Source organism: Microbispora bryophytorum (genome assembly GCF_006874465.1).
GTDB lineage: Bacteria > Actinomycetota > Actinomycetes > Streptosporangiales > Streptosporangiaceae > Microbispora > Microbispora bryophytorum.
Genome location: NZ_VIRL01000018.1, coordinates 148,949 through 174,610, shown reverse-complemented (window position 1 = coordinate 174,610; position 25,662 = coordinate 148,949). Strand labels below are relative to the sequence as shown.

Sequence of the window (25,662 nt, the reverse complement as noted above, 5' to 3'; positions counted from 1 at the left end):
CACCAGCGATTCTGTGCGATCTTCGCACTCGGTGTCCACAATTGACGTCCACAATTGACGGCATGCGTATATCCCTGGCCTCGGACAGCCTCGACGGGATCGCGTCGATGCTTGTGACCGAGGTGGAACGGCGCGGCCATTCAGTCACACTCTATGGAGCACTGGCCCCCGGCGACCGTGCCGATTGGGCCTGGTGCTGCTCCGCCGCGGCGAGGGACGTCGCGGAGGGCCGCGCGGACCAGGCCGTGGTCTGTTGCTGGACCGGCACCGGCGCATCCATAGCGGCAAACAAGGTAGCGGGAGTGCGGGCGGCGCTGTGCACCGACGCCGCCACCGCCGCGGGCGCCCGCAAGTGGAACGACGCCAACGCGCTCGCGCTCAGTCTCCGCCTCACCTCCCCGCAGGTTCTGACGGAGATTCTGGACGCCTGGTTCTCGGAAACGCCCAGCACGGACCCCGAGGACGCCGCGAACGTCGCGTACGTGCGGGAAATCCGGTAGAGACCGCCCGTGGGACGGCGGGGAGCGGCGCGCTACCGTCGATGCCATGAGCACGTCGCTACCCGTCCTCGGTGCCTGCCCGCTCGACTGCCCCGACACCTGTTCCTGGGTGGTCACCGTACGCGACGGCGAGGCCGTCGGGTTGCGCGGCAATCACGACCATCCCTACACGCGCGGGGCCCTGTGCGTGAAGGTCAACCGCTACCTGGAGCAGGTGCGGTCGGCCGACCGCGTTCTCCACCCCTTGAAGAGGGTGGGGCCGAAGGGCTCCGGCCGCTTCGAGCGGATCAGCCTGGACCAGGCGCTGTCGGAGATCGCCGCCAAGCTGACGTCGATCGTCGAGGAGCACGGCGGCGAGTCGATCTGGCCCTACCAGGGCACCGGGACGCTCGGCTACGTCCAGGGCGAGTCGGGTCAGGCCGGTCGGCGGTTCTGGAACACCCTCGGCGCGTCCCGGCACGACCTCAACATCTGCGCGCGGGCCGGCAACGACGGGCTGCGGTACGTCAACGGGACTCCCGGCGGCATGGACCCGGAGACGTTCGCGTTGTCGCGGCTCATCCTGCTGTGGGGGACCAACACGCTGACCAGCGGCCACCACATGTGGAAGTTCGTCCAGGACGCCCGCGCCGCCGGGGCGTACGTCGTGGCGATCGACCCCATCCGCACGCGTACGGCCGACCAGGCGGACGAGCACCTGCCGATCCGGCCGGGCACCGACGCGGCGCTCGCCCTCGGCCTGCTGCACGTCGTGCTGGAGGAGGGCACGGAGGACCGCGCGTACATCGAGGAGCACACGACCGGCTGGGACGAGTTCGAGGCCGAGATCCGCAGGCACCCCCCGGCACTGGTGGCGGAGATCACCGGCCTGCCCGAGGAGCGGATCCGCGCCCTCGGCGTACGGCTCGCGCACACCCGGCCGACCGGCATCCGGGCCACGATGGGCATCCAGCGGCACGCGGGCGGCGGGGCCGCGATGCGCGTGATCGCCTGCATCCCGGGCGTCACCGGCGACTGGCGCCACCCGGGCGGCGGCGTGGCCTACTCCACCTCGGGATATGCCCCCACGGGCCCCGACCCGCGCGACGACCTGCTCCCCCACCCCGTGCGTACGCTCACGATGACGCGGCTGGCCGACGGACTGGACGAGTCGGTCAAGTGCCTGTGGGTCTACGCGGCCAACCCGCTCGGCTCGACCTCGGACCAGAACCGGATCAGGGCGGCGCTGGAGCGGGAGGACCTGTTCACGGTGGTGATGGAGCAGTTCCCGACCGACACCGCCGACTACGCCGATTATGTGCTGCCCGCGACCATGCAGATCGAGCACCTGGACGTGCACCACGGCTACGGGCACATGTACATGGTGTGGAACGAGCCCGCGGTCGAGCCGCCGGGCGAGTGCCTGTCCACGACCGAGACCTTCCGCCGGCTCGCCCGGCTGATGGGCCTGACCGAGCCGTCCCTCTACGACAGCGACCTCGAACTGGCCGGGCAGACGCTCGCCCAGGCGGGGATCCCGCTGGAGGAGTGCCGCAAGCAGGGGTGGGCCCGGCTTCCGGTGGCCGACCCGTTCGTGCCGTTCACCAAGGGCTTCCCGACGCCGAGCGGGCGGCTGGAGTTCGCCTCCGCGAAGGCCGAGGCCGACGGGCTGCCGCGGGTCGCGGGCTACGTCCCCTCGCTCACCGCCCGTACGGCTCCCGCCGACCGGCCGCACCCGCTCGTGATGATCACACCGGCCGCGCACACGTTCCTGAACACGCAGTTCGCCAACAACCCGGAGCTACGCAAGCGGTCGAAGGGCCCGCGGGTGCTGGTTAACCCGGCCGACGCCGCGTCCCGGGGTCTCGTGGACGGGCAGGCCGCCCGGGTCTTCAACGGCAACGGCGAGTTCAGGGCGTACGTGGAGGTCAGCGACCGGGTGGCGCAGGGGGTGGTGGCGGCGCCGAAGGGCCACTGGCCGAAGCTGTCGGACGGCGCCAACCCGAACGCGCTGGTGGACGAGAGGGACGCCGACATGGGCCGGGGAGCGGTCTACCACGACAACTTCGTCGACGTCGCCCCGCTGTCACAGAGCGAGCTTGAACCCCTCGTGTGAGGCGGTGAAGCCGAGCGAGCCGTAGAAGCGGTGGGCCTCAGTGCGGGCCTTGTCGGAGGTGAGCTGCACCAGCGCGCAGCCGCGCTCCCGGGCCCGCTCGACCGCCCACCGCATCATCTCCCGGCCGATTCCCCGGTTGCGGTGCGGCACGGCGACCCTGACCGCCTCGATCTGCGCGCGCTCGCCGCCCCGCCGCGACAGCCCGGGAATGTAGGTGAGCTGCATGGTCCCCACCACGTCGCCGTCCGACTCCACCACGATCAACTCGTTGCGCGGGTCGGCGTCCACCGCCTCGAAGGCGGCGTCGTAGTCCGGCCCCCCGGAGGACGAACGGGCGGCGGTGATCGGGTCCTCGTTGATCATCGCCACGAGGACGGGGACGTCCTCGCGCCGGGCCGTACGGTAGTGCAGATCCATACCGGGGAGCCTAACCGGGGGGTGTCAGGGGCGGCTCAGGGACTTCCCCGATACCGGGGAAACACCCGAAAAGGCACGCTGTAGTCATGAACGAACTGACCCGTATGGACGAGATGTCCTTGGCCGGCGCGGCCCTGCGCGGCGCGCCCTGGCGGGCCGCGGCGACGTCCGGTGGGGCGGTCGCGGCCACGAGCTTCCTGCTGGGCGTCATCCTGCCCGGCCCGGCCGACCTGACCTGGGCCCTGTGCGCGGGGATCACCGTGTTCGCCCTCGTCGCGGCGATCGGCGCGATCTCCAAGCCCGACACCGGCGACCGGGTGACCCGGCAGGCCCGTCTCTGGGCGCTGCGCCACCCCTGGCGCTTCTCGCTCTACCCGGGCCTCGGTGCGGCGGCCCTCATGTACCCGGTGCAGTTCGTGATCGACCACGAGGGCCTCTTCGGCTCGGCCTGGGACGCGCTGTGGGGCGGCGCGCTCGTGCTGCTGATCACCGCCGTGCTCACGTTCTCCATGCGCGGCCGAGCCAAGGGCGCCTGACCCTGGCTAGGCCGCTCGCTCCGCCGCGCTGCGGCAGACGCAGAACTCGTTGCCCTCGGGGTCGAGGAGGGTGACCCAGCCGGCGCCGTCCGGCGTCCGGTGGTCCTCGTACGACGTGGCCCCGAGGGCGAGCAGCCGCTCCACCTCCTGGTCACGGGTGCCGTCACCCGAGGGGACGACGTCGAAGTGCAGGCGGTTCTTGACCGTCTTGCCGTCGGGCACCCGGATGAAAAGCAGGTGCGGCGGGCCGCCCGGGCGGTCCAGCACGACCTCGTCGTCCTCCGGCTCGGAGTCGACGAGCGGCCAGCCCAGGGCCTCGCTCCACCACTGGGCCAGCTCGTACGGCTGGGCGCAGTCGATCGTCATCGTGCTGATCTCAATCATGCGCCCAGCCAAGCGCGACACCGGAAAATGTGTCAAGCCGGTTACGTCGCCGTCCGCCGCGGCCGCAGGGACTGGACGAGGCCCACCGCGGACACGACGGCCCAGACCCCCTCCAGCAGCAGGAATCCCCAGTCGTCGTCCGCGTACGCGAGCCACGCGAGCACCGCGGAGCCGACGAGGTTGAGCGTGAGATAGACCTTCGAGCGGTTGTCCAGGACGTTCATCTGGGAGAGCAGGAACGCGCCGAGGATGAGCACGGCGCCGACGATCTGCAGGGCTTGGTCCATGTCCTTCCGCCCACCGTCTTCGCTGGTCCGGGTACGGCGGGCACCTCGTCCGGGAAGACCGCGGATCGCGGCCTTCTCACAACGGGACCATACCTGTTGTGCGCCACCAAACCGCGCGATCTGTGGCGCAGACCATGGATACCGCCGGTTACTCGCGGGTAGCATACGTTTAGAGTTACCGACCAGTACGTTAACCCCGGGTTCGGTTCTAGGAGCGCACACAGATGGGTCACTACAAGAGCAACCTCCGCGACCTGGAGTTCAACCTCTTCGAGGTGTTCGGGCGCAAGGAGATCCTCGGCACCGGCCCGTTCGCCGAGGTGGACGAGGACACCGCGCGAAGCGTGCTGGAAGAGGTGAACCGGCTCGCCACCGGTCCCATCGCCGACTCGTTCGAGGACGCCGACCGCCACCCGCCCGTCTTCGACCCCGCCACCCACAGCGTGACCATGCCGGAGAGTTTCAAGCGCTCCTACCAGGCCTGGGTGGACGCCGAGTGGTGGCGCCTGGAGCTGCAGCCGGAGCTCGGCGGCACACTCGCCCCGCGCAGCCTGGTGTGGGCCATGGCCGAGATGGTGCTCGGCGCCAACCCCGCCGTGTGGATGTTCGCCTGCGGCCCGGCCTTCGCCCACCTGCTGTTCGAGCTCGGCACCCCGGAGCAGAAGCGGTTCGCCGAGATGGCCGTCGAGCGGCGCTGGGGCGCGACCATGGTGCTGACCGAGCCCGACGCCGGCTCCGACGTCGGCGCCGGCCGGACCAAGGCGATCCAGCAGCCCGACGGCACCTGGCACATCGAGGGCGTCAAGCGCTTCATCACCAGCGCCGAGCACGACATGGCCGAGAACATCTTCCACCTCGTGCTCGCCCGGCCCGAGGGGGCCAAGCCCGGCACCAAGGGCCTGTCGATGTTCCTCGTGCCGAAATACCTGGTGGACGTGGAGACCGGCGAGCTGGGCGAGCGCAACGGCGTGTACGTCACCAACGTCGAGAAGAAGATGGGCCTGAAGGTCTCCACGACCTGCGAGCTCACCCTCGGCGAGAAGCACCCGGCCATCGGTTACCTCGTCGGCGACGCGCACGACGGGATCCGGCAGATGTTCATGGTGATCGAGCACGCCCGCATGATGGTGGGCGCCAAGGCCATCGCCACGCTGTCCACCGGCTATCTCAACGCGCTGGACTACGCGAAGAACCGCCTCCAGGGCGCCGACCTCACCCGCTCGGGCGACAAGACCGCCCCGCGCGTGGCGATCACCCACCACCCCGACGTGCGCCGCGAGCTCATGCTGCAGAAGTCGTACACCGAGGCGATGCGGGCGCTGGTCATCTACACGGCGACGATCCAGGACCAGATCCAGATCGCGGAGTTCGAGGGCCGCCGCGACCAGGCCGCCGAGGCGCTCAACGACCTGCTGCTCCCGCTGGTCAAAGGCGTCGGCTCCGAGCGGTCGTACGAGCTGCTGGCCCGTTCGCTGCAGACGCTCGGCGGCTCGGGCTTCCTACAGGACTACCCGATCGAGCAGTACATCCGCGACTCGAAGATCGACTCGCTGTACGAGGGCACGACCGCGATCCAGGGCCAGGACCTGTTCTTCCGCAAGGTCCTGAGGAACCAGGGCGCCGCCCTGGGGTCGCTGCTCGGCGAGATCAGGACGTTCGCCGGCTCCGAGGCGGGCAACGGGCGGCTGAAGGTCGAGCGCGGCCTGCTCGACGAGGCGGCCAGCGAGGTCAAGGCCATGGCCGACACGATGGCCGGCTGGGCGATCGCCTCCATGGAGACGCCGCAGGAGGTCTACAAGGTCGGCCTCAACACCACCCGGTTCCTCATGGCTCTGGGCGACCTGGTGCTGGGCTGGCTGCTGCTGCGCCAAGCCGAGATCGCGCTGAACGCCCTTTCCGCCTCGGAGGAGGACAATGCGTTCTACACGGGCAAGGTCGCGGCGGCCTCGTTCTTCGCCCAGACCGTGCTGCCCCGCCTGGCCGCCGAGCGCCGCGTGCTCGCCGCCACCGGCCAGGACCTCATGGAGCTGCCCGAAAACTCCTTCTAACCCCGGCCGTGATCTTGGAGTTTGTCGCAGTGACCCGCTCCCACCTGGGCAAGTACCGTCGGTGATCATGCAGAGTTTCCGTCAGCACCACGCACCACCTGCGAGTTCCGTCTGCGTGATCTTTCAATCGCAAGATCACGAATGATGTACGAGCAGGTCGCGGGCGTGCAGCGGGGATTACTGCATGATCACAGACGGTATCGCCCGAGGCCGAAGGCTTATGTGCGACAAACTACAAGATCACGCGGGGAGGTTAGGCGGGGGCGGGCGCGGGCGCGGCGGAGCGGCGTTCGAGGGTGGCCGAGAGGACGGCGAGCACGAGCGCGGAGGCGGCGAGGAGGGCGCCCACCCAGTTGGGCGCGGTGTAGCCCAGGCCCGCCGCGATGACGAGGCCGCCGAGCCAGGAGCTCAGGGCGTTGCCGAGGTTGAAGGCGCCAATGTTGACCGCCGAGGCCAGCGTCGGCGCGCCGTGGGCGAGATCGAGCACGCGCTTCTGCAGCGGCGGCACGGTGGCGAAGCCGAGCGCCCCCACCAGGGCGACGGTCACCGGGGCGAGGATCTTGCTGTGCGCGGTCAGCGTGAAGGCGGCGAGGACGACCGCGAGGGCGCCCAGCGAGACGTACAGCATCGGCATCAGCGCGCGGTCGGCGAACCTTCCCCCGATGAGATTGCCGGCCACCATGCCGAGACCGAAGAGGACCAGCAGCCAGGTCACCGCCCCTTCCGGGTAGCCCGTGACCCGGACCATCATCGGCGCGATGTACGTGATGGCCGCGAAGACGCCGCCGAACCCGAGCACGGTCATGCCCATCGCGAGCAACACCTGGACGTCGCGGAGTGCGGCCACTTCGTGACGCAGGCGCACGCCCGCGGGCCGCGGCATCTCGGGCACGAGCACGACGATGCCGATCAGGCCGACGACGCCGAGCCCGGCGACGATGGCGAAGGTCGTCCGCCAGCCGGCGACCTGGCCGACCAGGGTGCCCAGGGGTACGCCGACGACGTTGGCCACGGTCAGACCGGTGAACATCAGGGCGATCGCGCCGGCCCTCCGGTGCGGGGCGACCAGTTCGGCCGCGACCACGGAGCCGATGCCGAAGAACGCGCCGTGCGCGAGCGAGGCGATCACCCGGCCGGCCAGCATCACCCCGAAGCCCGGCGCGAGGGCCGAGAGCAGGTTGCCGGCGACGAACAGCGCCATCAGCAGCATCAGCACGCGCTTGCGGGACATGACCGTCCCCAGCACGGTCATCGGCGGGGCCCCGACCACCACGCCCAGGGCGTACCCGGTGACGAGCAGACCGACGGTCGGGATGGAGACGCCGAGGTCGGACGCCACCTGCGGGAGCAACCCCGTGATCACGAATTCGGTGGTCCCGATCCCGAAGGCCCCGATGGCGAGGGCTACGAGTGCGAGCGGCATGAACGTCCCCCAGCGATTGCACGAGCGAGTAACACGCGCCGACAATAGTTGCAGACGCTTTATATTTGCAAGCGCGGGCAATTGCAGGGGTGGAGTATCCTCGACTGAATCACACGCGAACGGAGGGAGAGCCGATGACGGCCACGGATCCTGCCCTCACCGCTCTCGCACAGGGCTGGTGCGCCCTCTCCCTGTTGCACGAGAAGATCGAGGCGCACATCGAGCGCGCCCTGCAGAGCGAGCACGGCCTGAGCGTGCGGGAGTACTCCTTGCTGGAGACGCTCAGCCGGCAGCACGACGGCCCCGGCGGACACCTGCAGATGAAGCAGGTCGCCGACGCCGTCGTGCTCAGCCAGAGCGCGACGACGCGCCTGGTGACCCGGCTCGAAGAGCGGGGACTGCTCACCCGCTACCTGTGCCCCACCGACCGTCGCGGGATCTACACGGACGTCAGCCCCGCGGGCCTGGCGCTGCTCGCCGAGGCCCGGCCCACGAACGACGCCGCCCTGCGGGAAGCCCTCGACCAGGCAGCCCGGAACCCCCGGCTTGCCCCTCTGGTCGAAGCGGTCGAATCACTGCACGTGCAGGGGTGACCCCGGACGCCCGCCGAGGGCGAGCAGGCACGCCTGCGCGCCCCTAGAGGACGTACTGCACCGCCGCGCGGTCGGCGAGGATCGGCGCGATGCACTCCTCGATCACCGCCAGGTGGGCCGGGTGGTCGCGGTAGACGACGTAGTCCTCGGGGGAGTCGAATTCGGCGACCACGGCGAAGGAGTAGTTGTCCTCGTTGACGCCCGCGTCGTGACCGATCCGGTAGGAGCGCACCTCGGGGATGGCATCCGGCAGCCCGCTCAGCCGCCTTGCCACCTCGGCCCGCTGCTCCTCGGTGGCGTCCTCGGTCCACTGCAGCAGCACGACGTGGCGGAACATGCACTCCCCCTGGGATGAGACGCACGCGGCCGGGCGGCCGCGTTCTTCGCGGCGCCCATCCTCTCATCATCGATGACGGAGGCGTAGGCGCGGTGGGTGTTCAGGTGCCGGCCATCAGCCGGAGCCCGCGTCAATCACCGGGCGGGTGGACCGACCGGCGAGCACTCCGGCCCTGCCACTGCTCCACGACCTGCCGGAACGCCGCGCTCACGAGGGACAGAAGTTCGGCGGAGGACTCGAAGCGGGCGCCCGCCAGGGTCGCGGCCCCGAGGATGTCGGCTCCGCGCTGGGATGCGGCCGCCAGGGCCTCGTTCATCCGCAGGGACGCGAGGATCGACCGGAGCCAGATCTCGTCGTCGATGACGTAGCGTTCGCGCCGCGCCCCGGGAACCCGTTCCCGCCTGAGCATCCCCTGCTGTTCGAGGAAGGCGACGGCGTGCGAGATCGAGGCAGGGCTGACGTGAAGCCGCTGGACCAGGTCGGCGGCGGTGAGAGTGCCGGAGTCCGTGACGTACAGGCAGGCCAGCACCCTGGCCTCCATCCGGGGCAGCCCCTGCTGAACGAGGAGGGCGATGAAGGACTCCGTGAAGTCCTGCACCGCCTGGGGGTCACGCCCATGGCCGCCGTCCGGGATCGGCGGCGCCGGAGGCCGAGCCCGCTTGTGCCGTCGCGCGCGGTGCCGCGTGGCCTCGTGCGCCCGCTCCGCCCCGTAATCGTCGGGTCCGCCGTTGCGAGTGACCTCTCGCATGACGGTCGAGGCGGGCCGCCCCAGACGCCGGCCGATCTCTGCGTATCCGAGCCCCTCGGCCAGCCCCGCGGCGATGTGCTGACGGTCCTCGTCGGTGAGTCTGCCTCCGGGCATCGGTGCTCGTCTCCTGTCTGCCGACGTGCGCGGAGCTCGGCGCCCGCGTGCCGCACAGTATGCATTCACTCGGAGGCCATTGCAATGCGCGCCCGACCGCTCGTTGCGTTCAGCCTCATAGTCATTGCAATATGTACTCTAAGAGCGCATTACGACGGGACATCCTGACTCTCTTAATTATTGACCAAACAGTGAATGCAATGTAGCGTCGCAGACGTTCAGAGATTCCCGAACACTTGCGGGTGCCGGTGGCAGCGCAGAGGGAGCCTCGATGGCAGATCGACCACGTGTATGAGGAGATTCAGGATGGAAATCGGCGACAGCGGCTTCTCCGCGACCGGGCTGCGCAGGGTCCGCGAGGTGCTGACGCGGTATGTGGAGTCGGGGCGGATTCCCGGGCTGGTCGCCCTGGTCAGCCGGGGCGACCAGACGCACGCCGTAGCGATCGGGACGATGCGTCATGACGGTGGCGCGCCGATGCGCCGGGACACGATCTTCCGGATGGCCTCGACCTCCAAGCCGGTCTCGGTCGCAGCGGCGATGGTCCTGCTGGACGAGTGCAGGCTGCGACTGGACGACCCGGTGGATCCGTGGCTGCCTGAACTGGCCGGCCGCCGGGTGCTGAAGCGGATCGACGGCCCGCTGGACGACACCGTGCCGGCGCGGCGGCCGATCACCGTGCGGGACGTGCTGACCTCCACGTTCGGGCTCGGCATGGACATGACCTCACTCGGCACCCCGATCATGAACGCGGTCTTCGAGCAGGGGCTCACGCCCAACCTGCCGGTGCCGATGCCCGAGCAGGACGAGTGGATGCGCCGCCTCGGCGAGCTCCCGCTGATGTACCAGCCCGGAGAGCGCTGGCAGTACCACATCAGCAGCGACCTGCTCGGCGTGCTGGTGTCCAGGGTCACCGGCCAGTCGTTCGAGGAGTTCCTGCGCGAGCGCATCTTCGATCCGCTGGGGATGACCGACACCGGTTTCCACGTGCCCGCCGACAAGATCGACCGGCTGCCGGCCCTCTACGCCCCCGACCCGCGGACCGGCGAGTTCCTCGTGTGGGACGAGGCCAAGGGCGGACGGTGGAGCGAGCCTCCGGCGTTCCAGGGTGGGGGCGGCGGGCTGGTCTCCACCGTCGACGACTACCACGCCTACTTCCAGATGCTGCTCAACGGCGGGACGCACCAGGGGAAGCGCATCTTGTCCCGGCCCGCCGTCGAGCTGATGACCACCAACCGTCTCACGCCCGAGCAGAACGCCGCCCGCACCGCCATGGCCGTCGACAACGTCCACATTTCGCACGGCCAAGGACAGCACGGCGGCTGGGGCTTCGGGATGGCGGTGCGCACCTACCGCGGCGACTACGCCCCCGTCGGCCAGTTCGGCTGGGACGGCGGAAGCGGCACCGCGGCCTACGCCGACCCGGCCAACCAGCTCACCGGACTCCTGCTCACCCAGGTCGGCGCGTCCACCCCGGACTCGATGCAGCTCGTCCACGACTTCTGGACCACGCTCTACCAGGCGATCGACGACTGACACCGGGCCCGCGTCCCGGCAGACCCGCCCTCAGCCCCCCTCAGCCCCTCAGCCCCCTCATGCCCGCCCCAAGCCCTTTCCCGGGCATCGGCGGGCCCCTTCCCCCATCCGTGCATCAGATGTAAAGGACCACGCGACCATGTCCGTCACCCTCACCGACCAGGACAAGATCACCCTGCGGACCGCCGCCTACGGCGCCGTCTCGCTGCTGGCCGCCGCCGGCGCCACCGGCTCGCCCCACAAGGTCGCCACCCAGGGCTCCATCGCCCTGGCCTCCGCGACCGGCCTCGTCGGGCACGTGCTCGCCGACAAGTCGACGGGTATGGACCTGAGCGGCAAGTCCGTCGCCGAACTCGCCGACCGTGTGCTGCCGGCCCTGACGGCGTCCGTGCACCTGCTCAAGCGGCAGGGGCCGGCCGAGGCCGACAACTTCCGCAGCACCGTCCTCGTCGCCGTCGAAGCGGCCGCCCGGGCCCAGAAGGGCGAGCCCGGCCCCACCATGGCCGACATGGCCCGCAAGATCACCGAAGCTCTCGACGCCGCCTGACGGGAGGTCCCGGGGTCCTCCCCGGACCCGGGACGCGGCGACGGCCGGCCCGCCCGCCGATGCCCGGCGTCCGGCCGTCGCCCGCGCTCAGTCAGGTCCTCACAGCCAGTGCCACTCGATGGAGGCCCGTCTGCGCCGGTCGGCGAGCCACTCGCCGAAGGCGGTCTCCCCCGCCGCGGCCAGCGTCTCCGGGTCGTCCCGCCCCGCCCGGCGCTCCAGCACGATCCCGGTCAGATAGCCGTCGCCGAGGGGCTCGCCGTCCTCCAGCGTCTCGTTCATCAGCAGGCACTGCTCGACGATCTCGTCGTGGACGTCGCGATCGCCGTACGGCCGCCTGGGCAGCAGCATGAGCGCCTCGGCGACGCGCAGGCGCACGCGGTCGACCGTGAGGACCGCGGCGAACGCCGTCACCGGCACGGCGGTCATGCCGCCGCCCAGGCGGCGGCGTCTCTGACCAGCGGCCCGGCGCGCTTCTCCACCGGCGCCGGCGCGCCGTCCGGATCGACCTCCGGGAGGAGGTGCTCGCCTCCGAAGGTCGCGGTCACCCGTGACCTGGCGGCGGACTCACCAGTGCCGCACCAGGTCACAGGCACGCCCCGGCGCTCGATCTCCGGAAGGACACGGCGCACGGTGGTGTCCTCCCGGTCGCTCAGTATGAGGATCACACGCGAACGGTAGAAAGCCGAGCTTGCGCCTCACTGGTTCGGATCTTGCATCCGACTTGAGTGGTCCCCGCTCAGCTCCAGGCGAGCATGCGGAGAGGGTCTTCCAGCATGGCGCCCACGTCGCGCAGGACGTACGACCCCAGCTCGCCGTCGACCACGCGGTGGTCGAACGACAGCGCCAGGGTGGTGACCTTGCGGACCGCGAGCTGCCCGTCGACCACCCAGGGCATGTCCCTGATCTGGCCCACGGCGAGGATCGCCACCTCCCCGGGGTTGAGGATCGGCGTGCCGGCGTCGACGCCGAAGACGCCCACGTTGGTGATCGTGATCGTGCCGCCGCTCAGCTCGGCGGGCTGGCACTTGCCGGCCCGCGCCCGCTCGGTGAGCTCGCCCAGTGCCCTGGCGAGCTCGGGCAGCGACATCACGTCGGCGTCCTTGACGTTCGGCACGATCAAGCCGCGATCGGTGGCGGCGGCGATGCCGAGGTTCACGTAGTGCTTGACCACGATCTCCTCGCCGGTCCACGTGGCGTTGGCCATCGGGTGCCGTTTCACCGCGGTGATCAGGGCCTTCGCCACGAGAAGCAGCGGGGAGACCTTGACCTCGGCGAACTCGGGCAGCGTACGCAGCCGCCGGACCGCCTCCATCGTCTCGGTCACGTCGACCTGCAGCCACTCGGTCACGTGCGGGGCCGAGAACGCGCTGGTCACCATCGCCTGCGCGGTCGCCTTCCTGACCCCCTTGACCGGGATGCGCTCCTCCCGCGCCCCGGATTCCCGCCGCGCCGCGGCCGGAACAGGCGCGGGCGCCGCGACCGCGGTCTCCACGTCGGCCCGGGTGATCGATCCCTGGGGGCCGGTGCCGGTGAGGGTCGTCAGGTCGACGCCCAGGTCCTTGGCGAGCTTGCGGACCGGCGGCTTGGCCAGGGCGCGCGCCCGTGTGGACACGGCGGAGCCGTTGTCCTGCGTCGCAGGAACATCTTCCGCCGCACGAACACCTGCGTCGACACCCCGTGCCGCACCGGCCGGAACAGAAGCGGCCGGCGCGGAAACTACCGAAGCAGAAGCGGCCGGTTTGCGGGGACGGCGGCGGGTGGCGCTCGTCTTGACGCCGTAGCCGACCAGCACCGGCTGGCGCTGCTCCTTCGCCGGAGCGCCGTTGCGCGCGTCCGGCACCATGTCGTCCGCCAGCGCCTCCCGGCCCGCGACGGCGCCACCACCACCCGCGCCGTCACCGCCCGCGCCGTCCTCGACCGCGATGATCGGGGCGCCGACGTCGACGGTCTGACCCTCGCCGGCCATCAGGGCGGAGACGGTGCCCTCGTAGGGGCACGGCAGCTCGACGACGGCCTTGGCCGTCTCGATCTCGACGATCGTCTGGTTGATCTTCACCGAGTCGCCCGGGGCCACGTGCCACCTGACGATCTCGGCCTCGGTCAGCCCCTCGCCCACGTCGGGGAGTCTGAACTCACGGAGCATGAGAAGTCCCTCCCCCTCAGTACGCGAACGAGCGGTCCACGGCGTCGAGCACGCGGTCCAGGTCGGGCAGGTAGTGGTCCTCCAGCCGCGACGGCGGGTAGGGCGTGGAGAACCCGCCGACCCGCAGCACGGGCGCCTCCAGACTGTAGAAGCAGCGCTCGGTGATCCGCGCCGCCAGCTCGGCCCCGAAGCCGGTGAAGACGGGGGCCTCGTGGGCGACGACGCACCGCCCGGTCCGCGTCACGGACTCGGTCAGGACGTCCACGTCGAGAGGGTTAAGCGAGCGCAGGTCGATGACCTCGATGTCCCGCCCGTCCTCCTCCGCCGCCGCGGCGGCCTCCAGGCAGGTCTTCACCATCGGCCCGTACGCGATCAGCGTGATGTCGCGGCCCTGCCGTACGGTGCGGGCGCGGTCGAGCGCCAGGCCGGGGGCGGCGAGGTCGATGTCGGCCTTGTCCCAGTAACGGCGCTTGGGCTCGAAGAAGATGATCGGGTCGTCGCAGCGGACGGCGTCCTGGATCATCGTGTAGGCGTCCACCGGGTTGGAGCACGCCACCACCCGCAGGCCCGCCGTGTGGGTGAAGTACGCCTCGGGCGACTCCGAGTGGTGCTCGACCGCCCCGATGCCGCCGCCAAAGGGGATGCGTACGACGACCGGCAGCTTGAGCGTGCCGAGCGACCGCAGCGGCATCTTGGCCAGCTGGGTGATGATCTGGTCGGCGGCCGGGAACACGAACCCGTCGAACTGGATCTCGCAGACCGGCCGGTAGCCGCGCAGGGCCAGGCCGATCGCCGTCCCGATGATGCCCGACTCGGCGAGCGGCGTGTCGATCACGCGGTCCTCGCCGAAGTCCTTCTGCAGGCCGTCGGTGACACGGAAGACGCCGCCGAGCTTGCCGACGTCCTCTCCCATCACGAGCACCTTGGGGTCGTCCTCCATCGAGCGGCGGAGGCCCTCGTTCAATGCCTTGGCGAGAGTGAGTGTGGTCATCGTTCGAACCCCGCCAGGTAGGTCAGGTACTGCTCGCGTTCCTCGTCGAGGAGTGCATGGGCTCCGGCGTACACGTGATCAAAGATAGCCCGGGGTGGTGGGTCGGGCAGCGCCAGGCACCGGCTTCGCACGTCCTTGCCGAGCGCGTCGGCCTCGGCGTCGATCTTCTCGAAGAACTCCTGGTCGGCGAGCTGGTTCTTGAACAGGTACGCCTTGACCCGCTCGATGGGGTCCTTCAGCTTCCACGCCTCCAGCTCGTGGGCGAGCCGGTAGCGGGTGGGGTCGTCGGAGGTGGTGTGCGCGCCCATCCGGTAGGTGAACGCCTCGATCAGCGTCGGCCCCTGCCCGTCGCGGGCGTTCTGCAGCGCGCGACGGGTCGCGGCGAGGCAGGCGAACACGTCGTTGCCGTCCACGCGGATCCCGGGGAAGCCGAAGCCGGACGCCCTCTTGTAGAGCGGGATCTTCGACTGCTTCTCCAGCGGCTCGGAGATGGCCCACTGGTTGTTCTGGCAGAAGAACACGATGGGGGCGTTGAACACCGAGGCCCAGATGAAGGCCTCGTTCACGTCGCCCTGGGAGGTCGCGCCGTCGCCGAAGTAGACGATGGTGGCCGCCTCGGCGCCGTCGCGCTGGATGCCCATGGCGTAGCCGACCGCGTGCAGGGCCTGGGAGCCGATGACGATCGTGTAGAGGTGGAAGTTGTGCTCCGCCGGGTCCCACCCGCCGTTGCTCACGCCGCGGAACAGGCCGAGCAGCTTGACCGGGTCGACGTCGCGGCACCAGGCCACGCCGTGCTCTCGGTAGGTGGGGAAGGCCATGTCGGCGTCGGTGAGCGCCCGGCCTGAGCCGATCTGGGCCGCCTCCTGCCCGAGCAGGGACGCCCAGATGCCGAGCTCTCCCTGTCGCTGGAGCGCGACGGCCTCCAGGTCAACGCGGCGGACGAGGACCAGGTCACGGTAGAGGGAGCGGACCTCCTCGGCGGTCAGCTCGATGTCGTAGTCGGGATGCTCGACCCGCTCCCCTTCCGGGGTGAGCAGTTGGACGAGTTCCGGGGGTGCGTCTACACCACGAGGGGCGTCGGCTGTCACGTGCCACTCCTGTGCGTGTCGGGCCCCCGCGGGTGGGGTCACCCCCGCAGGACGGCCGGGTCGTCGGGCGTACGGCCGCTGGGGTGGGCGACCGGGCGCATATGTGGACATCGTGGCAGAAGTCACGCCCCTTGGCGCAAGGCCCCGCCCGCCCGTCCATACCTCTTCCGATTCCCGGACTGTGCGACGCCACACCCGGGCGCCGCGTCCCGGGAGCGGCGGGACACCCGCCCGGCGCGGCATCCCGGCCCGTCGGGGACGAGCCGGCGAGGCGGCACTAGGCTTGGCCCAAACGGACCCCCGAACGGGCGGACCTCCCCGAATCGGCGGGCCCTCATTCGAATTGGAGGAACATCGTGGCGCGCGTCATCGTCGACGTCATGCTCAAGCCGGAGATCCTCGACCCGCAGGGCCAGGCGATCGCCCGGGCGCTGCCGCGACTCGGCTTCGCCGGGGTCTCCGGGGTACGGCAGGGCAAGCGGTTCGAGCTGGAGTTGGACGGCCCGGCCGACGAGGCCGCACTTTCGGATGTCCGAAAGATGGCCGAAACCCTGCTCGCGAACACGGTCATCGAGGACTTCACGATCCGCGTCGAGGGGTGAAGTGGCGCATTTCACACCACTGTTTCCGCGGCTTGTCTACCCCTAATCAGGCATCGGTCCGTCTCGAACCCACCTATCCCGTGCGTCCTGAATAACGCGGACGTGATTTTGCGGTTAGCCCTGATTCATCGGGGAAGCCTACCTTGGTGACCTTCGACACCGGGGAGGGGTCCGGTGGATATTGAGTTTTCACTGGCGATGCCACGGGATGCCATCGGCATCCCGATGGTCCGTCGAGTGGTGGGCGACGCGCTGCGGTCTCTCGGGGTGACCGAAGAGTGCGTGTCCGACATACTCCTGGCGACTTCCGAGGCGTGCGCCAACGCGGTGCGCCACGGTGGTCCAGCCAACCGCTACGAGGTCATGGCGACCATAGGCAACGGCCGCTGCGAGCTGCGCGTCGCCGACGAAGGCGAGGGGCTGCACATGATTCCCCGCCAGTACCCGCCGGCGGAGACCGAGAACGGCCGGGGCATTCTGATAATGCGCGCCGTCGTGGACGATCTGTCGTTCGACATCACGCCCGGGCGCGGCACGACCGTGCGCCTGAGCAAGGAACTCGACTGGGACGAGGACTCCATCGCCCGTCACCTCACTCTCGACCGTCATCTCGCCGGGGTCTGAGCACCCCGGCTCCGCACCACGCCGGGCTCGGGGAGCCCGGCGTGACGTGTGATCGGAAGTGAGCCTCCGCAGGGGATCCGGTTTGGCGGCTCCGATACCCTGTGGTGTACCGCCACAGACCGCCGTCCGGCCAGATGACGGTGGCGTACGGCTTGGCGGGGACCCTTGGAGGGAAAACTGTCATGAGCGCTGCCCGGGTGGGCGTCGTCACCTTCCCCGGAACACTCGACGACCAGGACGCCGCGCGAGCCGTACGGCTGGCCGGAGCGGAGGCGGTGCCCCTGTGGCACGCCGACCACGACCTCAAGGGAGTCGACGCCGTCTTCCTTCCCGGTGGGTTCTCCTACGGCGACTATCTTCGCTGCGGGGCGATCTCCCGGTTCTCCCCTCTCATGACCGAGCTGATCCCGGCCGCCCGGTCCGGGCTGCCCGTGCTCGGCACCTGCAACGGCTTCCAGATCCTCTGCGAGGCGCACCTGCTGCCGGGCGCGCTGACCCGCAACGAGGGCCTCCACTACATCTGCCGCGACCAGCGCATCCGCGTGGAGAGCACGCGTACGGCGTGGACGGCGGACTTCGCGGACGGCCAGGAGATCGTGCTGCCGATCAAGCACGGCGAGGGCCGTTACGTGGCCGACGCGGAAACACTCGCGGCGCTGGAGAGCGAGGGCCGGGTGGTCTTCCGCTACGCGGGCGGCAACCCCAACGGCTCGCTCAACGACATCGCGGGGATCACCAACGAGGCCGGGAACGTCGTCGGCCTCATGCCCCACCCCGAGCACGCGGTCGAGGACCTGACCGGCGCGCCGAGCGTGGACGGCCGGCACTTCTTCACCTCTATCTTGAAGCGGCTGGTGAACGCGTGATGGGGAGCGGTGAGCGACCTATGAACACCGACAGTGTGAGCCGTGCGCTGGAGACGCCGGACGAGCGCCAGCCGTACGCCGAGCTGGGCATGAAGGACGACGAGTACCAGCGCGTACGCGACATCCTCGGCCGCCGCCCGACCGGCTCCGAGCTGGCGATCTACTCGGTCATGTGGAGCGAGCACTGCTCCTACAAGTCGTCGAAGGTGCACCTGCGGCAGTTCGGGACCAAGGCGCCCGAGTCGGAGGCCCTGCTCGTCGGCATGGGTGAGAACGCCGGCGTGGTCGACATCGGCGACGGCTGGGCCGCCACCTTCAAGATCGAGTCGCACAACCACCCGTCGTACGTCGAGCCGCACCAGGGCGCCGCGACCGGCGTCGGCGGCATCGTGCGCGACATCATGTCGATGGGCGCCCGGCCGGTCGCGGTCATGGACGCGCTGCGCTTCGGCGGGGCCGACCAGCCCGACACGCGCCGGGTGCTGCCCGGGGTGGTCGAGGGCATCAGCCACTACGGCAACTGCCTCGGCCTGCCGAACATCGGCGGGGAGGTCGTCTTCGACCCCTGCTACATCGGCAACCCGCTGGTCAACGCCCTGTGCGTCGGCCTGTTGCGCAAGGACCAGATCAAGCTCGCCACCGCGCCCGGCCCCGGCAACAAGGTCGTGCTCTTCGGCGCCAGGACCGGCGCGGACGGCATCGGCGGCGCCTCGGTGCTGGCCTCGGCCACCTTCGAGGACGAGTCGCAGGCCAAGCGGCCCGCCGTGCAGGTCGGCGACCCGTTCATGGAGAAGCTGCTGATCGAGTGCTGCCTGGAGCTCTACCAGGCGGACGTGGTCGTCGGCATCCAGGACCTCGGCGCGGCCGGGGTGTCCTGCGCCACGACCGAGCTGGCCGCCAAGGGCACCGGCGGCATGGAGGTGAACCTCAACCTCGTCCCGCTGCGCGATCCCACGCTGCGGCCCGAGGAGATCCTCATGAGCGAGTCGCAGGAGCGCATGATGGCGGTCGTCACCCCCGACGACATCCCCGCCTTCATGGCCGTCTGCGACAAGTGGGACGTGCCGGCGACCGTGATCGGCGAGGTCACCGACACCGGCAGGCTCGTCATGACGTGGGACGGCGAGGTCATCGTCGACATCCCGCCGGGCACGGCCGCCGACGAGGGCCCGGTCTACGAGCGCCCGTTCCACGAGCCCGCCGGGCAGGCGGCGCTCAACGCCGACGGTCCCGAGCGCCTGCCGAGGCCCGAGGACCTGCGGGAGACCCTGCTCACCCTGCTCGGCTCGCCCAACCTCGGGTCCAAGGAGTGGGTGACCTCCCAGTACGACCGGTATGTACGGGGCAACACGGTCCTGGCCCAGCCCGCCGACGCCGGCATGCTGCGCATCTCCGAGGTCATGCCGGGCGCGCAGGAGACCACCCGGGGCATCGCGCTCGCCACCGACGGCAACGGCCGCTACGCGAAGCTCGACCCGTACACGGGGGCCCAGCTCGCGCTGGCGGAGGCGTACCGCAACGTGGCGGTGACCGGCGCGACGCCGCTCGCCGTCACCAACTGCCTCAACTTCGGCTCGCCCGAGGACCCCGAGGTCATGTGGCAGTTCTCCGAGGCCGTACGCGGGCTCGCCGACGCCTGCCGGACCCTGGGGGTGCCGGTGACCGGCGGCAACGTGTCCTTCTACAACCAGACGGGCTCGACCGCGATCAACCCGACGCCGGTGATCGGCGTGCTCGGCGTGATCGACGACGTGGCGCAGCGGGTCAGGTCCGGCTTCACGGCCGCGGGCCTGCGGGTCCTCCTGCTGGGCGAGACCCGCGAGGAGTTCGGCGGCTCGGAGTGGGCGCACGTCGTCCACGGCCACCTGGGCGGCCTGCCGCCGCAGGCGGACCTGGAGGCCGAGCGCGGCCTGGCCGCGGTGCTGACCGAGGCGGCGGCTCGCGGGCTGCTGGAGGGCTCCCACGACCTGTCCGACGGCGGCCTCGCGGTCGCCCTGGCGGAGTCGTGCCTGGCTCAGGGCGTCGGCTGCACGGTGACCCTGCCCGGCGAGGACGCCTTCGTCGAGTTGTTCAGCGAGTCGGCCGCGCGGGCGCTGGTGTGCGTGCGGCCCGAGGCGTTCGACGCCTTCGCCGACCTGTGCGTCCGCCACGAGGTGCCCTGCTCCGGGCTCGGCCTCACCGGCGGCTCCGCGCTCACGGTCGAGGGCGTCCTCGACGTCCCGGTGGAGGAGCTTCGCGAGGTGCACACCTCCGCGCTTCCGCGCGTCTTCGGCTGATTCCGATCGAGTGCAGGCCCTTCCGGACGGATCGTCCGGAAGGGCCTTCCTCGTGCGGGACGTCAGACGGCGTTGACGTGGCAGGTGGCGGTCGTCGTCTTGGTCGGGTCGCTCTCGGAGGTGGCCGTGAGCTTCACCGTGGCGTGCCGGCTGCCGCCCGCGGACTGCTGGGCGAAGACGGTGACGGTCTTCTTGCCGCCGAAGTCGACGGCCGCGAGGGCGTTGGGCGTGATCGTGGTCCAGCCGTTCCCTTCGGCCTCGGCCTTCAGCCGGTAGACGTCACCGTTAAGGTACGTCCTGACGTCCTCGGGGTGCTGCCCCTGAACGGAGGCGGCCTTGCCGGTGTTGGACAGCGGGAAGCTGCACATCGACACGCCCTTCTGCGCGGCGGGGACGCCCGCGCCCGGGAGCAGCTTCACGCCCCGCTTCTGCGGGCCCGCGCCGTCGAGGGACTTGATCGCCACCGTGTACGACAGGATCCCCTTGGCGTCGCGCTGCACGTCGGTAACGTAGAAGTGCAGGCGGTTGGCCTGGTCCACGTACTCGTACTCGCTGCCCGAGTCGGTGCCCGCGTGGAAGAGGGCGTCGGCGAGCTGCCGGTAGTCGCCGATCGTGATCGGGACCTCGGTGCTGTCGGGCAGCACGTAGTCGGTCATGTCGATGTCCTGCGGGTTGGCGTCGATCACCCACTCGAACGGCGCCCGGTCCTGGTCCTTGGTCTTGGCCAGGAGCACGCCGGAGTCGGGAGTGAAGGAGTCGCTGCCGATCCGGTCGACGACCTCCACGGTGTAGTTGTCGTAGCCGCCGCCGTCGCAGAGCGGGTCGGTCCGCTGGTTGCACGACCCGGTGGACTTGTCTCCGGTGTCGAAGGAGACGTTGACGCCCGTCAGGCCGTTCTTGCCCGGCTGGATCTCGCGCGCGGTCACCTTGGCGACGACCATGCCGGAGTCGCGCAGCGCCTCACGCGACAGGCGCAGGATGTTCTGCTCGTCCACCATGTTCAGCTTGATCTTGTTGCGCAGCATGTGCTGGGCGCCCATCGAGGCTCCCGCCGTCGGCGGAATCAGCCAGCGGCTGTGCGGGCCGCCGGGACCGTTGAAGCTGCCGCGGCTGAGCATCTCCCAGATGCCGGTGTAGGACCGGACCGGCGGGTTGCCGTACGGGTTGTTGTAGTTGTCCAGGACGCCCAGGATGTGGCTGAACTCGTGGGCGAAGACCCCCTGGCCGGAGCTCTCGGCCTGGACGGAGTCGACGCCGATGTTCGCGTTGGGCCAGAACGTCGAGCCGGCGGCCCAGGACGTCCAGTCCACGTAGCGGGTCTTGGACCAGTTGGGCAGGCCCGGGTCCGGCGGGCCGAAGTCGTCGGTGACGTCCTCCTTGGTGGGGAACTTCATCATGCCGAACTCCTGCCAGGTCGACGACTCGTCCTGGCCGGCGCTCAGGTAGAAGACGAAGTCGAACTGGGAGGCGACGTCCTGGCCGACGTCGGCGAGCCAGGCGGCCTTGCCGTCCGTGCGCAGGTTCCTGTTGCAGTTGTCCCCCGCCGGGCAGGCGTCGCGCTGGTACTCCATCGCGTACTCGTGCGACTTGCCCGGCATGGTGTAGGGGCCGAACGCGGTGAGGTCGACGCCGTACCGGCCGCCGGAGTCCTCCATCCAGTACTCGTGCAGGGTGTGGCCCTGGTTGAGCTGGCCGGGGGTGTTGAGGAAGTCCTGGTAGAACTTGGCGACCTGGTCACGGGGGATGTCGTGGGCCTGGGAGCTGGGGTTGCCGAAGACGGTCGAGTTCTGCGGCTGGGTGACCACGAACGGCTGGTTGGGGTAGTCCACCAGCACGAGCGCGCCCTTGAAGGTGCGCGCCGAGCCCTTCACGGCGGGGTTCGCCCAGTCGGTGCCCGGGATCTTCTTGTAGTCCGTCCACGTCATGTGGTCGGGGTTCTTCCAGTTCTGCGGGTCGATCGGCGCGACGACCCGCGACGCGCGGCCACGCAGGGCCTGCGCCTCGTCCGGCTGGTCGCGCTGCCAGGGCTGGACCTGGGGCCAGTGGTCACGACGCCAGGGCAGATCGGGGTCTCCGCCGGGGGCCGCGGAGGCGGGGGCCGCCGTCAGCGCGAGCGGGACGAGCGCGATGGCCGCCACCATGCCCGGGAACAGCGTTTTTGAGAGTTTCACGAATTATGACGCTATAGAGACTATTGAGGGAGATCATCGGTCACTTGTAGGGAAGACTGACGGGCCCGTCTCCTACAGGTGTCGAAGCGTCCAGGTGGAGGGCGAGTGGTGGATTTGCAGCGCATCGTGGACGACCTCGCCCTTCGTCTCGAAAGACCCCTCCTGCTTGAGGACGGCCGCCAGCGCGTCGTCGCCTACAGCGAGCAGGACGGGCCGATGGACGACGTCCGCCGCCACTCGATCCTGCGCCGCCACACCACCCCCGACGTGCGCGACTTCCTGCGCGCCGCGGGCATCCACGAGGCGACCGAGCCGCTGCGCACGCCCGGCGCCCCGGAGCTGGGGCTGCTGCCGCGGATCTGCGTCCCCGTACGGCACGACGGCCTGCCGCTCGGCTTCCTGTGGTTCATCGACACGGCTCCGGCCATGACCGAGCCGGAGATCGCGGCCGCGGCGGAGGCCGCGCCCACCCTCGCCCTGACCCTGTTCCACGAGAGCCTGGCCTCCGAACTCGCCTCGCGCCGCGAGCTGGAGGCCGTCACCGGACTGCTGCTCCGCGAGCCCGACGCCGACAGGACCCTGATCGAGGCGGGCGCGTTCCCTGACGGCGCGCCCGTGACCGTGGCGGTCGCCAGGCCGGTCGGCGGCGGGTCCGACGAGACCCTGCGGCTGACGATGGAGCGCGGGCTGCTGGCCCTGCGGCGGCGCCTGGCCAGGCACCATCCCCTGCACCTGGTGCGCTACGACCACGCCGTGCTGCTCACCGCGGGCACCCGCGCCTTCGCCGAGGAGATGCACGCGGCCCTCGGGACGCCGGTCCTGGTCGGGATCGGCTCGCCGCGCCCCTCGCTCTCCCGCACGGCCGAGTCGTACGAGGAGGCGCTGCACGCCGCCGAGGTCATCGCGAAGGTGCCGGAGTTCGGGCGCTCGGCGGAGTGGAGCCGCCTCGGCGCCTATCGCATGCTGTCCGGAGTGCCGCACGGCAACCTCCATCCGGGGCTGGCACGGCTGCTGGACGAGGCCCAGCACCAGCCGCTGCTGGAGACCCTGGAGATCTACCTCGACCTCGCCGGCAACGCCCAGGCCGTCTCCCGCCGCCTGCGCCTGCACCGTACGTCGCTCTACTATCGCCTCCGCCGGGTCGAGGAGCTGGCGGAGACCGACCTCAGGGACGGCGAGGAGCGGCTGAGCCTGCATCTCAGTCTCAAGCTCGCCCGCCTCTCCGGCCGCTACAGCCCCTCCCCCCTCCCCGCCGAGACCGAAAGCACGTGAAGTGGCCCGGCACCAAGGTCACCAAGGTCCGCATTCGGAGGGTCGATCCTGACCGGGAACCGCCGGAACGAAGGCCCTTCCGGTAACCCCTCCGGAAGGGCCTTCGCCATGCCGTACGCCAACGCCTCATCGCGTACGGCAAGCAAGGGAGGGCGCGTCTGGTGGAGCCCCCACGGACTCCACCACGCTCCCAAACTCCAACAGGCTCCGGCAGACTTACGAGATCTTCGCGCAGACGGCGTAGACGATGCCGTTGCTGCCGTTCCCGCCGCCGTTGCCCGTCAGCTCGACGGTCCAGCCGTTGCCGCTCATGTAGCTGCCCGTGACGGTCCTGCTCGAGCTGGTCTTGAAGCCGCCGCCGGTGACCCTCTCGTCGGCCGCGCAGGAGGCGGTCGCGCTGTTTCCGGAGATGGTCTGGCTCGACGTCCGCGTGCTCAGGGCGAGCGCGTCGCCTCCGCTGCCGCCCTGGCCCTTGAGCCACTTGAGGAAGTCGGCCTCGTCCTTGGAACTGCAGGCGTGCCCCTTCCAGATGTCGCAGGCGCTCTTGCCGTCGTCGCCGTTGAGGCCACGGTCGCCCTTCGCGCCCGCCGGGCCGGCGGGGCCGCGGTCGCCCTCGGGGCCGGTGAGACCGCGGTCGCCCTTCGCGCCCTGGGGACCCGCGGGGCCGCGCTCGCCCTGCGGACCGGCGGGGCCGCGGTCACCGTCCTTGCCATCCTTGCCGGGGGCGCCGTCCTTGCCCGGGGCGCCGGGCTCGCCCTTGAGGCCCTGCGGACCGGCCGGGCCGCGCAGGCCCTGCGGACCCCGCAGGCCCTGAGGACCGCGCAGACCGCGCGGGCCCTGCTCCCCGGTGTCACCCTTCGCGCCAGTGCCGCCGATACCCACCGGACCCTGCGGACCGGTCTTGTTCCACGACACCTTCGTCTCGGTCGCCTTACACCTCGTCGTGGCGTTGACCAGGCGCATATACCGCGTGCTCTTGTTCACACACGCGTAGAAGGCGGCGTCACTCGCCGACGAAGCGGTGGCCGCGCCACCCAGAACCAGGACCGATCCAGCCAGAGCACCAGCCGTCATCAGGCCGATGGTGCGTCCGCCCGGCAACTTGATAGCCACGGGACTTCCCTTGTCTCAGGCACACAGAGTGCGCGGAATACCGAAGTTACGCACGTGATTCACGCTTCAAGGGATACGTAGGTTGTCATGCCGCACATCACGTATGAGCATCTCCGCTATCGGTAAGCCCGGGCGGTCAAGAACGTTCCAATGGGTTGCCGGTCGATTCGGCAGCCGGCGGGGGCGCGCTCGTCGCTGATCCTGCTCGCCGGGCTCTACTTCCTCTTCGCGGCCGTGGCCTCGACGCCGGACATCAGGAGATCCAGGCCGAACGCGTAGTAGGCGTCGAGGTCGGGCTCATCCTCCATCGTCTTGGCGTACTCGACGATGCGGGGGAACTCGTCGGCGGGGAGCCGTTCCAGGGCCAGCCGCTTCTGCCGGCGCAACTCGGTCGCCTCCGCGGCGGTGAACGCGCCGGGGCAGCCGGGCTCGTTGTCGACCAGGGCCATCGCGCCGTGCAGCAGGTAGGTGGAGACGGCGTAGCCCTCGCGCAGCGTGAAACCCGCCTGGGAGAGCAGGTCGAGCGCGGTGTCGGTCGCGCGGCTGAAGCTCGGGAGCTCCTGCTTCTCGACCATCGCGACCAGCCCCGGCATGTACCGGTGCCGCCGCATCACCCCGATCAGCGCCTCCACCATCACCCGCAGCCGTGCGTTCCACGGCGCGGCCGGATCAAACTCGGCGGTGACCTCCGCCAGCAGGTGGTCGGCGACGCACACGAGCAACTGGTCCTTGCTCTTGACGTGCCAGTAGAGAGCCATCGGCGTCACCCCGAGCTCCTGGGCGAGCCGTCGCACCGTGACCGACTCCAGGCTCTCGGCGTCGGCCAGCTCGACGGCCTTCTCGACCAGACTCAGGCGGCTCAGCCGCTCCGCGTTCGCCATGGTGCGCAGCCTCCCTACCTCCTCGGCACTTGACAACTATACGCCGTACAAGGTCTCCTATGCACCGTAC

26 protein-coding genes and 1 riboswitch are annotated in these 25,662 nt (G+C 70.3%); of the genes, 12 read left to right on the top strand and 14 right to left on the bottom strand.

Going from position 1 to position 25,662, the window contains the following annotated elements:
* Positions 1–62: 62 nt before the first annotated feature.
* Together FLX07_RS27865 and FLX07_RS27860 are read left to right on the top strand one after the other, a co-directional pair.
* Entirely contained in the window at positions 63–500 is a 438-nt protein-coding gene (locus FLX07_RS27865) for an RpiB/LacA/LacB family sugar-phosphate isomerase (protein WP_142574638.1), read from the top strand.
* A gap of 46 nt (positions 501–546) precedes the next feature.
* Positions 547–2,595: a molybdopterin-containing oxidoreductase family protein gene (locus FLX07_RS27860; RefSeq protein WP_142574637.1), complete on the top strand. Its 2,049-nt coding sequence runs from the start codon at positions 547–549 to the stop codon at positions 2,593–2,595.
* On the opposite strand, the gene FLX07_RS27855 is transcribed toward FLX07_RS27860, so the two are convergent.
* Entirely contained in the window at positions 2,566–3,012 is a 447-nt protein-coding gene (locus tag FLX07_RS27855) for a GNAT family N-acetyltransferase (RefSeq protein WP_142574636.1), read from the bottom strand. The two genes, FLX07_RS27860 and FLX07_RS27855, sit on opposite strands and share 30 nt — an antisense overlap.
* An 86-nt stretch (positions 3,013–3,098) precedes the next feature.
* Here FLX07_RS27855 and FLX07_RS27850 point away from each other — a divergent pair, with 86 nt between their 5' ends.
* Positions 3,099–3,548, top strand: coding sequence for a hypothetical protein (locus FLX07_RS27850; RefSeq protein WP_142574635.1), 450 nt, complete (start codon positions 3,099–3,101; stop codon positions 3,546–3,548).
* Between the two features lie 6 nt (positions 3,549–3,554).
* Here FLX07_RS27850 and FLX07_RS27845 read toward each other — a convergent pair whose 3' ends face one another.
* Together FLX07_RS27845 and FLX07_RS27840 are read right to left on the bottom strand one after the other, a co-directional pair.
* Positions 3,555–3,932: a VOC family protein gene (locus FLX07_RS27845; RefSeq protein ID WP_142574634.1), complete on the bottom strand. Its 378-nt coding sequence runs from the start codon at positions 3,930–3,932 to the stop codon at positions 3,555–3,557.
* A gap of 41 nt (positions 3,933–3,973) precedes the next feature.
* Complete coding sequence (locus FLX07_RS27840; protein WP_142574633.1) at positions 3,974–4,219, bottom strand: CBU_0592 family membrane protein; 246 nt, start codon at positions 4,217–4,219, stop codon at positions 3,974–3,976.
* A gap of 5 nt (positions 4,220–4,224) precedes the next feature.
* Positions 4,225–4,296, bottom strand: a riboswitch (guanidine-III (ykkC-III) riboswitch).
* Positions 4,297–4,443: 147 nt separating this feature from the next.
* On the opposite strand from FLX07_RS27840, the gene FLX07_RS27835 reads away from it, so the two are divergent.
* Positions 4,444–6,267: an acyl-CoA dehydrogenase gene (locus FLX07_RS27835; protein ID WP_142574632.1), complete on the top strand. Its 1,824-nt coding sequence runs from the start codon at positions 4,444–4,446 to the stop codon at positions 6,265–6,267.
* A 253-nt stretch (positions 6,268–6,520) separates the two neighbouring features.
* Here the strand turns inward: FLX07_RS27835 and FLX07_RS27830 are convergent, their stop codons facing one another.
* Positions 6,521–7,690, bottom strand: a complete 1,170-nt coding sequence (locus tag FLX07_RS27830) for an MFS transporter (protein ID WP_142574631.1) — start codon at positions 7,688–7,690, stop codon at positions 6,521–6,523.
* Positions 7,691–7,824: 134 nt separating this feature from the next.
* Between FLX07_RS27830 and FLX07_RS27825 the strand changes: the two genes are divergently transcribed.
* A complete protein-coding gene (locus tag FLX07_RS27825; RefSeq protein WP_076438759.1) occupies positions 7,825–8,283 on the top strand; it encodes a MarR family winged helix-turn-helix transcriptional regulator in 459 nt (152 codons plus the stop codon).
* A 43-nt stretch (positions 8,284–8,326) separates the two neighbouring features.
* Here FLX07_RS27825 and FLX07_RS27820 read toward each other — a convergent pair whose 3' ends face one another.
* Entirely contained in the window at positions 8,327–8,620 is a 294-nt protein-coding gene (locus tag FLX07_RS27820; protein ID WP_142574630.1) for a Dabb family protein, read from the bottom strand.
* Positions 8,621–8,750: 130 nt separating this feature from the next.
* Positions 8,751–9,482, bottom strand: coding sequence for a GbsR/MarR family transcriptional regulator (locus FLX07_RS27815; protein WP_142574629.1), 732 nt, complete (start codon positions 9,480–9,482; stop codon positions 8,751–8,753).
* 306 nt (positions 9,483–9,788) lie between these two features.
* Here FLX07_RS27815 and FLX07_RS27810 point away from each other — a divergent pair, with 306 nt between their 5' ends.
* Positions 9,789–11,018 carry a serine hydrolase domain-containing protein gene (locus tag FLX07_RS27810; protein WP_142574628.1) on the top strand — a complete coding sequence of 410 codons (1,230 nt, stop codon included), beginning with the start codon at positions 9,789–9,791 and terminating at the stop codon, positions 11,016–11,018.
* A gap of 139 nt (positions 11,019–11,157) precedes the next feature.
* On the top strand, positions 11,158–11,565 hold the full coding sequence (locus tag FLX07_RS27805; RefSeq protein ID WP_142574627.1) for a hypothetical protein: 408 nt from the start codon (positions 11,158–11,160) through the stop codon (positions 11,563–11,565).
* A gap of 99 nt (positions 11,566–11,664) precedes the next feature.
* Here the strand turns inward: FLX07_RS27805 and FLX07_RS27800 are convergent, their stop codons facing one another.
* The 5 genes from FLX07_RS27800 to pdhA all read right to left on the bottom strand — a co-directional run bounded on the left by FLX07_RS27800 (position 11,665) and on the right by pdhA (position 15,787).
* Positions 11,665–11,991, bottom strand: coding sequence for a hypothetical protein (locus tag FLX07_RS27800; protein WP_142574626.1), 327 nt, complete (start codon positions 11,989–11,991; stop codon positions 11,665–11,667).
* A complete protein-coding gene (locus tag FLX07_RS27795) occupies positions 11,988–12,230 on the bottom strand; it encodes a hypothetical protein (RefSeq protein ID WP_142574625.1) in 243 nt (80 codons plus the stop codon). The genes FLX07_RS27800 and FLX07_RS27795 overlap by 4 nt, the downstream gene beginning before the upstream one ends.
* A 71-nt stretch (positions 12,231–12,301) precedes the next feature.
* Positions 12,302–13,708, bottom strand: a complete 1,407-nt coding sequence (locus FLX07_RS27790; RefSeq protein WP_142574624.1) for a dihydrolipoamide acetyltransferase family protein — start codon at positions 13,706–13,708, stop codon at positions 12,302–12,304.
* A gap of 16 nt (positions 13,709–13,724) precedes the next feature.
* Positions 13,725–14,699 (bottom strand): alpha-ketoacid dehydrogenase subunit beta, encoded by a 975-nt coding sequence (locus FLX07_RS27785; RefSeq protein ID WP_142574623.1) that lies wholly within the window; start codon positions 14,697–14,699, stop codon positions 13,725–13,727.
* On the bottom strand, positions 14,696–15,787 hold the full coding sequence (pdhA, locus tag FLX07_RS27780) for a pyruvate dehydrogenase (acetyl-transferring) E1 component subunit alpha (protein WP_229689916.1): 1,092 nt from the start codon (positions 15,785–15,787) through the stop codon (positions 14,696–14,698). The genes FLX07_RS27785 and pdhA overlap by 4 nt, the downstream gene beginning before the upstream one ends.
* Positions 15,788–16,143: 356 nt before the next feature.
* Here pdhA and purS point away from each other — a divergent pair, with 356 nt between their 5' ends.
* From purS to purL, 4 genes are all read left to right on the top strand, one after another.
* Complete coding sequence (gene purS / locus FLX07_RS27775; protein ID WP_142574621.1) at positions 16,144–16,389, top strand: phosphoribosylformylglycinamidine synthase subunit PurS; 246 nt, start codon at positions 16,144–16,146, stop codon at positions 16,387–16,389.
* A gap of 198 nt (positions 16,390–16,587) precedes the next feature.
* A complete protein-coding gene (locus FLX07_RS27770) occupies positions 16,588–17,013 on the top strand; it encodes an ATP-binding protein (protein WP_223853996.1) in 426 nt (141 codons plus the stop codon).
* Between the two features lie 182 nt (positions 17,014–17,195).
* The gene (purQ, locus tag FLX07_RS27765) at positions 17,196–17,879 is read left to right on the top strand and encodes a phosphoribosylformylglycinamidine synthase subunit PurQ (RefSeq protein WP_142574619.1); all 684 of its coding nucleotides are present in this window, start codon (positions 17,196–17,198) and stop codon (positions 17,877–17,879) included.
* Entirely contained in the window at positions 17,879–20,155 is a 2,277-nt protein-coding gene (gene purL, locus FLX07_RS27760; RefSeq protein ID WP_373292622.1) for a phosphoribosylformylglycinamidine synthase subunit PurL, read from the top strand. The genes purQ and purL overlap by 1 nt, the downstream gene beginning before the upstream one ends.
* Before the next feature lie 62 nt (positions 20,156–20,217).
* Here purL and FLX07_RS27755 read toward each other — a convergent pair whose 3' ends face one another.
* On the bottom strand, positions 20,218–22,326 hold the full coding sequence (locus FLX07_RS27755; RefSeq protein WP_229689914.1) for a M6 family metalloprotease domain-containing protein: 2,109 nt from the start codon (positions 22,324–22,326) through the stop codon (positions 20,218–20,220).
* Between the two features lie 105 nt (positions 22,327–22,431).
* Here FLX07_RS27755 and FLX07_RS27750 point away from each other — a divergent pair, with 105 nt between their 5' ends.
* Complete coding sequence (locus tag FLX07_RS27750; protein WP_142574617.1) at positions 22,432–23,598, top strand: PucR family transcriptional regulator; 1,167 nt, start codon at positions 22,432–22,434, stop codon at positions 23,596–23,598.
* A 216-nt stretch (positions 23,599–23,814) separates the two neighbouring features.
* Here the strand turns inward: FLX07_RS27750 and FLX07_RS27745 are convergent, their stop codons facing one another.
* Together FLX07_RS27745 and FLX07_RS27740 are read right to left on the bottom strand one after the other, a co-directional pair.
* On the bottom strand, positions 23,815–24,711 hold the full coding sequence (locus FLX07_RS27745) for a collagen-like domain-containing protein (RefSeq protein WP_208762420.1): 897 nt from the start codon (positions 24,709–24,711) through the stop codon (positions 23,815–23,817).
* Positions 24,712–24,926: 215 nt separating this feature from the next.
* Positions 24,927–25,592 (bottom strand): TetR family transcriptional regulator, encoded by a 666-nt coding sequence (locus tag FLX07_RS27740; protein WP_142574616.1) that lies wholly within the window; start codon positions 25,590–25,592, stop codon positions 24,927–24,929.
* Positions 25,593–25,662 lie beyond the last annotated feature (70 nt).

Bases quoted from the DNA above. Each gene is read 5' to 3' on its own strand.
- FLX07_RS27805 (WP_142574627.1), top strand. From the start codon at position 11,158: ATGTCCGTCACCCTCACCGACCAGGACAAGATCACCCTGCGGACCGCC.
- FLX07_RS27865 (WP_142574638.1), top strand. From the start codon at position 63: ATGCGTATATCCCTGGCCTCGGACAGCCTCGACGGGATCGCGTCGATG.
- FLX07_RS27845 (WP_142574634.1), bottom strand. From the start codon at position 3,932: ATGATTGAGATCAGCACGATGACGATCGACTGCGCCCAGCCGTACGAG.
- FLX07_RS27800 (WP_142574626.1), bottom strand. From the start codon at position 11,991: ATGACCGCCGTGCCGGTGACGGCGTTCGCCGCGGTCCTCACGGTCGAC.
- FLX07_RS27820 (WP_142574630.1), bottom strand. From the start codon at position 8,620: ATGTTCCGCCACGTCGTGCTGCTGCAGTGGACCGAGGACGCCACCGAG.
- FLX07_RS27840 (WP_142574633.1), bottom strand. From the start codon at position 4,219: ATGGACCAAGCCCTGCAGATCGTCGGCGCCGTGCTCATCCTCGGCGCG.
- FLX07_RS27790 (WP_142574624.1), bottom strand. From the start codon at position 13,708: ATGCTCCGTGAGTTCAGACTCCCCGACGTGGGCGAGGGGCTGACCGAG.
- FLX07_RS27825 (WP_076438759.1), top strand. From the start codon at position 7,825: ATGACGGCCACGGATCCTGCCCTCACCGCTCTCGCACAGGGCTGGTGC.
- purQ (WP_142574619.1), top strand. From the start codon at position 17,196: ATGAGCGCTGCCCGGGTGGGCGTCGTCACCTTCCCCGGAACACTCGAC.
- purL (WP_373292622.1), top strand. From the start codon at position 17,879: ATGGGGAGCGGTGAGCGACCTATGAACACCGACAGTGTGAGCCGTGCG.
- FLX07_RS27740 (WP_142574616.1), bottom strand. From the start codon at position 25,592: ATGGCGAACGCGGAGCGGCTGAGCCGCCTGAGTCTGGTCGAGAAGGCC.
- FLX07_RS27810 (WP_142574628.1), top strand. From the start codon at position 9,789: ATGGAAATCGGCGACAGCGGCTTCTCCGCGACCGGGCTGCGCAGGGTC.
- FLX07_RS27835 (WP_142574632.1), top strand. From the start codon at position 4,444: ATGGGTCACTACAAGAGCAACCTCCGCGACCTGGAGTTCAACCTCTTC.
- FLX07_RS27785 (WP_142574623.1), bottom strand. From the start codon at position 14,699: ATGACCACACTCACTCTCGCCAAGGCATTGAACGAGGGCCTCCGCCGC.
- FLX07_RS27860 (WP_142574637.1), top strand. From the start codon at position 547: ATGAGCACGTCGCTACCCGTCCTCGGTGCCTGCCCGCTCGACTGCCCC.
- FLX07_RS27770 (WP_223853996.1), top strand. From the start codon at position 16,588: ATGCCACGGGATGCCATCGGCATCCCGATGGTCCGTCGAGTGGTGGGC.
- FLX07_RS27850 (WP_142574635.1), top strand. From the start codon at position 3,099: ATGAACGAACTGACCCGTATGGACGAGATGTCCTTGGCCGGCGCGGCC.
- FLX07_RS27815 (WP_142574629.1), bottom strand. From the start codon at position 9,482: ATGCCCGGAGGCAGACTCACCGACGAGGACCGTCAGCACATCGCCGCG.
- FLX07_RS27830 (WP_142574631.1), bottom strand. From the start codon at position 7,690: ATGCCGCTCGCACTCGTAGCCCTCGCCATCGGGGCCTTCGGGATCGGG.
- FLX07_RS27855 (WP_142574636.1), bottom strand. From the start codon at position 3,012: ATGGATCTGCACTACCGTACGGCCCGGCGCGAGGACGTCCCCGTCCTC.